Origin of the sequence: Rhodococcus sp. NPDC058505 (genome assembly GCF_042720095.1) — a bacterium.
Taxonomy (GTDB): Bacteria; Actinomycetota; Actinomycetes; order Mycobacteriales; family Mycobacteriaceae; genus Rhodococcus_G.
Genome location: NZ_JBHXNB010000051.1, coordinates 1 through 5494, shown reverse-complemented (window position 1 = coordinate 5494; position 5494 = coordinate 1). Strand labels below are relative to the sequence as shown.

Here is a 5494-nt window from a genome sequence, read left to right as displayed (position 1 = left end):
GAGGTTTGGCCGCCGAGGGCGAAGGCCTCGTCGGCGAGCTTGACGAACTGGGCGTCGGCGTCGGGTTCGGCGTAGACGGCGACGCTGCCGTAGCCGGCGTCCTTCGCTGCCCGGATCACCCGCACCGCGATCTCGCCGCGGTTGGCGACAAGCACCTTCGTGATGTGCGCGCTGGCATGACTGGGCACTGAGCCTCCTGGTGGTCGCAAGGGGTATCCGCGGGGGAGCGCCGGCTGGTGACGGCAGTATCTCGCAGTGTAGGCACCGGCCGAGAGGTCACCGCACCCGGCCGGTGGATCGGTTCACCCGGAGCCGGGCGCCACCCTAGGCGCTACTGACCAGTACGTTCGTGGTTCACCGGGTGACCCGGTCGGGCAGTCGGCAGGTGCCGGTTCCGGCGACCTCGGCCATCAGGGTGCGCAGGCGGACGAGGTAGTCGTGGACGGCGGCGGTCGCGGCCTCGGTGGCCGGGTAGCGCGCCGCGACGTTGACCCCCTCCGGGGTCCGATTCACCCAGATGTGCACGTCGTTCGCATAGTGCCTGCTGCGCAGGGCCCGCGCATTCCAGTCCGTCCAGCTGGTCGCGGCGGGAACGAACCGCACATCCATGTACGAGACCACGAACCGTGGGCGGGCATCGGTGCCGAGGACCTCGCCGACCCACTCGAACGGAACCCGGGCCGCCCGCTTCGCGGCGGCCGCCTGGACCGACGCGCGGCGCACCAGCTCGGCGAACGATCCGGCGCCGCGCACCCCGAACGAGATCGGGCCGACACCGACGAACCAGCCGACCGATCCGGCCCAGCCCGGTGCGTCGCGGGTGTGCATCGGCACGACCGCCGCGAACCGGTCCGCGTCCGTGAGGCCGGCGGCGGCGACCGCAAGGCAGGCCAGCGCGCCAGGGAAGAAGCCGTGGCCGATCTTGCGGCAGACCACGGCAAACGCGTCCGCCGCGGCCGCATCGAGGACCCGTGCCGACAGGCCGCGCTGCGCAGGCGGCGCGTCGGGCAGGTCCCCGAGTGCGAGCGGGAACTCGGGCAGCCGCCCGCCGCCCAGGTCGAGCAGGCCGCGCCACAATGCGACGACGGGATCGGCGGCGTCCAGGTCCCGGACCCCTGCCCGTTCCCGGGCGGCGAAGTCGAGGTAGCTGCCGACCGGGAACAGGTCCGGTGCCGCGCCGCGCTGCTCGTGGCGGTACAGCGTCTCGATTTCCTGGGCGACGAGAACCACCGAATACCCGTCGACGAGCGCGTGATCGGCGGCGAAGTAGACCGTGAACGCCCGGTCGCGGTCCGGTGGTTCGACCGTCGCGAACGCGAACGCGGGCCACGATAGGGGGGAGGTGGCGCGGTCGAACAGCGCGTGCAGGTGCTCGAAGTTCCCGGCACCGGAGGTGCGGTACCCGTGCCGCGCGGCGTCCACCCGCACCCGCCCCGCGGTGACCGTCCGCCGCCGCACCTCGCCGGGGCCGGTGGGTGCGGCGTGGCTACGCAGCCCCTCGTGCCGGTCGATCCACGCGGTGAGCGCGCGCCCGAACGCGTCCGCGTCCAGGCCCCCGTCGATCTCGAACGCGGCGCCAAGCCAGGACTCGTGCGCGGCCCCGGCCCTGGCGTCGGCCTCGCGCAGTCGCGTTTCCTGCACGAACGACGTCGGTCGCGGATCGTCGTACCACGGGTCCGCGCCCGGCGCCGCATCGTCGAACGGCACCGTCGGGTGCCATTCGGTCACCGTGCCCGGCGACACCGGATAGTCGGCCAGCTCCGTGAATTCCATTGGCAGAACCCGTCGTTCGCGATCTGCTCCGGTGAATGGGGCGCACTCACTCCCGCAGATGACGTTTGATGCGTGTGAGCATCGCGGACATGCCCCGCAGGCGCAGCGGGCTGACGGCGTCGGCCAAGCCCAGCGCGGAGTAGAAGTCTCCGGGCACCTCCAGTATCGCCTGCGCGCTCTGCCCGTCCAAACCCTGATGCAGGATCGACGCGAAGCCGCGGGTGGTCGGCGCCTCGGGTGGGGCACTGAAATGCAACCGCACGTGCTCGGGATCGTCGGCGTCGACGGACAGGAACAGCGGCGACTGGCACTCCGGGACCGGTTCCATCGCCGCCTGCTCCAACTCCGCGGGCAGCGGCGGCAGCTCGCGGCTGAATTCGAGCAGCAGCTGCAGCTTCTCCTGGCCGGAGACGGCGGCGAAATCGTCGACGATTTCGGCGAGCGGGGCGGGCAGGCTCATGCGATCGCCGGGATCTCGCCGGGCTCGTCACCCCGGACGATCGGCACCCGCACCGTGTTGCCCCATTCGGTCCACGAACCGTCGTAATTGCGCACGTTCTCGAAACCGAGCAGGTGGGTGAGGACGAACCAGGTGTGGCTGGACCGCTCACCGATCCGGCAGTACGCGACCACATCGTCGGACGGGGCGAACGCGCCGTAGATCTCGTCCAGTTCGGCGCGCGAGCGGAACCGGCTGTCCGGCGCAGCGGCCTTCGCCCACGGGATCGACACCGCGGTCGGGATGTGCCCACCGCGCAGCGCGCCCTCCTCCGGGTAGTCCGGCATGTGGGTGCGTTCCCCGGTGTACTCCTGCGGCGACCGCACGTCGATCAGCGGACCCGAGCCGAGATGCGCCAGCACGTCGTCGCGGTATGCGCGGATCGGGGCGTCATCGCGGGTGACCACCGGGTAGTCGGTCGGCGCCTTCTCCGGGACGTCCAGGGTGGTGTCGCGGTTCTCCGCGATCCACGCGTCCCGGCCGCCGTCGAGCAGCCGCACGTCCTCGTGCCCGAACAGGGTGAACACCCACAGCGCGTACGCGGCCCACCAGTTGCTCTTGTCGCCGTAGATCACCACGGTGTCGTCCCGGCGAATGCCCTTGCGGCTCATCAGCTTCGCGAAGGCCTCGCCGTCGATGTAGTCGCGGGTCACCGGGTCGTTGAGGTCGGTGTGCCAGTCGATCTTCACCGCGCCAGGGATGTGCCCCACGTCGTAGAGGAGCACGTCCTCGTCGGATTCGACGATCGTGATCCCCGGAGCGCCGATGTGCGCGCCGAGCCACTCCGAGGTGACGAGCCGTTCCGGGTGCGCGTAGGCCGCGAAGGAGGGGTGGGGATCGGGCGCAACGGGCACGGGCGGGCTCCTGACGGTGGGACTACGGGTTGACAGTCACAAGTCTAGGCGTAACCCGAGTTCCGCCGCTCCCGCCGGGCGGCGCGCTCAGCCCTCGGCGGGGCAGGCGGTCCACAGTTCGGCGATGCCGACGCCGACCTCGCCGAGCAGCTGCCGCACCAGCGGCAGCCCGATCCCGATCACGCTGGACGGGTCGCCCTCGATCCGGTCGATGAACCAGCCACCAAGCCCGTCCAGGGTGAACGCGCCCGCCACCTGCATCGGCTCGCCGGACTCCAGGTAGGCCTCGAGGTCGTCACCGGACGGGGTGCCGAAGTGCACGACCGTCGCGCTGTCCGCGCCGACCTCCCCGACGGGGGCGCCGCCCCGGACCCGGATCACGCAGTGCCCGGTGAGCAGGGTTCCGCTGCGCCCGGCCATCGACCGCCACCGCGCGCGGGCCACGTCCGCGGTGTGCGGCTTGCCCTGAAGCTCCCCGTCGATCAGCAGCATCGAATCGCACCCGATCACCACGGCGTCCGCGACGATGTCTTCGGGCAGCGCGGGGAGAACGGCGGCGGCCTTGGCCCTGGCCAGTTCGGTCACCACGTGACGCGGAGCGGCCCTCGGGCCGAGGGCCTGCTGGATCGCGTCCTCATCCACCCCGGACACGTGCACATACGGCTCGATCCCCGCCTTGCGCAGGACCGTGCGGCGCGCAGGCGAGGCCGAGGCGAGGACGAGGCGGGTCACGTTCGGTTCGGGAACGCGTACGGCGAAAACGGTGCCCGGCTGCGGTGCATCTTGACCGGCTCACCCCAGCGGTCCGGGGGAGTCGTGTCGGCGGGGGCCTGACCCGAGCCTGCCGCCGCGAGGACCGCGACCAGTGCCGCGATCTCGACGTCGGAAGGGTTTCCCTTGAGCACCTTGATGACCGGCAATTGCATACCTTCGCTAGCAGTTCCCTCGGCGGTGTCGACTGCGGCGGCGGCGTCGGCCAGCACCTCAACCTCGGCGAGTGTCGTGTCCATGAGTGTCGTCACAGCATCAATGTATTCGGCCGCGCTCACCGTGCTGATGTGTTCGGCTGCGCTCACCGTGCTGATGTGTTCGGCTGCGCTCACAGGGGAATGTTCCCATGCTTCTTCGGCGGCAACGTCACCATCTTGCGTTCAAGCAACCGCAACGCCGCCACGATCTGACCCCGCGTATGCGACGGCGGAATCACCGCATCCACATACCCACGCTCGGCAGCCACATACGGATTGACCAGCGTGTCCTCGTACTCGTTCTGCAACTGCAGACGCAACGCATCCACATCCTGACCGGCCGCCGCCGCGTCCTTGAGCTGCTTGCGGTACACAAACCCCACCGCACCCGAGGCACCCATCACCGCGATCTGCGCCGTCGGCCACGCCAGATTCACATCCGCACCCATGTGCTTGGACCCCATCACGTCGTACGCCCCGCCGTACGCCTTGCGGGTGATGACGGTGATCTTCCCGACCGTCGCCTCCCCATACGCGTACAGCAGCTTCGCACCGCGGCGGATGATGCCGTTGTACTCCTGCTCCGTCCCCGGCAAGAACCCCGGCACATCGACCAGGGTCACGATCGGCACATTGAACGCATCACAGGTCCGGACGAACCGGGCCGCCTTCTCCGAGGCGTCGATGTCCAGACACCCCGCGAACTGCGTCGGCTGGTTCGCCACGATGCCCACGGAGCGGCCGTCGATCCGACCGAACCCGACGATCACGTTCATCGCCCGCCCGGCCTGCACCTCAAGGAACTCGTCGTCGTCGAGCAGCCGGCGGATCACCTCGTGCATGTCGTACGGCTGATTCGCGCTGTCGGGGATGATCGTGTCCAGCTCGAGGTCCTCGTCGGTCAACGAGTCCGCGATCGCCCCGACGATCGGGTCGGTCGGCGCCAACCGGGGCGCGGCGGCCTGATTGTTGCTCGGCAGGTACGAGAGCAGGTCCTTGACGTAGTCGAGGGCGTCCTGCTCACCGGAGGCGACGTAGTGCGCGACACCGGACTTCGCCATGTGGGTGTGCGCGCCACCGAGATCCTCCATCGTGACGTCCTCACCGGTGACGGTCTTGATCACGTCGGGGCCGGTGACGAACATCTGCGAGGTCTGATCGACCATCACCACGAAGTCGGTCAACGCCGGGGAGTAGACGTGGCCGCCGGCGGCGGGGCCCATGATCAGCGAGATCTGCGGGATCACCCCGGACGCCTGGACGTTGCGGTGGAAGATCTCCCCGTACAGGCCGAGGGAGACCACGCCCTCCTGGATGCGGGCGCCTGCGCCCTCGTTGATCCCGATCAGCGGGCGCCCGGTCTTCAACGCGAGGTCCATCACCTTGACGATCTTCTCGCC

General features: G+C 69.9%; 7 protein-coding genes. All 7 read right to left on the bottom strand.

Annotated elements, in window-relative coordinates:
- Positions 1-188: biotin carboxylase N-terminal domain-containing protein (locus ACFWPA_RS19565; protein WP_378571591.1), on the bottom strand; the 188-nt coding region annotated here is incomplete at its 3' end.
- A gap of 166 nt (positions 189-354) precedes the next feature.
- Complete coding sequence (locus tag ACFWPA_RS19560) at positions 355-1773, bottom strand: condensation domain-containing protein (RefSeq protein WP_378506893.1); 1419 nt, start codon at positions 1771-1773, stop codon at positions 355-357.
- Between the two features lie 46 nt (positions 1774-1819).
- Positions 1820-2233, bottom strand: a complete 414-nt coding sequence (locus ACFWPA_RS19555) for a SufE family protein (protein WP_378506894.1) — start codon at positions 2231-2233, stop codon at positions 1820-1822.
- Positions 2230-3126 (bottom strand): sulfurtransferase, encoded by an 897-nt coding sequence (locus ACFWPA_RS19550; RefSeq protein WP_378506895.1) that lies wholly within the window; start codon positions 3124-3126, stop codon positions 2230-2232. The genes ACFWPA_RS19555 and ACFWPA_RS19550 overlap by 4 nt, the downstream gene beginning before the upstream one ends.
- An 87-nt stretch (positions 3127-3213) precedes the next feature.
- Positions 3214-3858: a Maf family protein gene (locus ACFWPA_RS19545; protein ID WP_378506896.1), complete on the bottom strand. Its 645-nt coding sequence runs from the start codon at positions 3856-3858 to the stop codon at positions 3214-3216.
- Entirely contained in the window at positions 3855-4136 is a 282-nt protein-coding gene (locus tag ACFWPA_RS19540; RefSeq protein WP_378507041.1) for an acyl-CoA carboxylase subunit epsilon, read from the bottom strand. Before ACFWPA_RS19540 ends, ACFWPA_RS19545 begins: the two co-directional genes overlap by 4 nt.
- A gap of 89 nt (positions 4137-4225) precedes the next feature.
- Positions 4226-5494, bottom strand: a 1269-nt coding sequence (locus ACFWPA_RS19535; RefSeq protein WP_378571589.1) for an acyl-CoA carboxylase subunit beta, incomplete at its 5' end; no start/stop codon positions are given.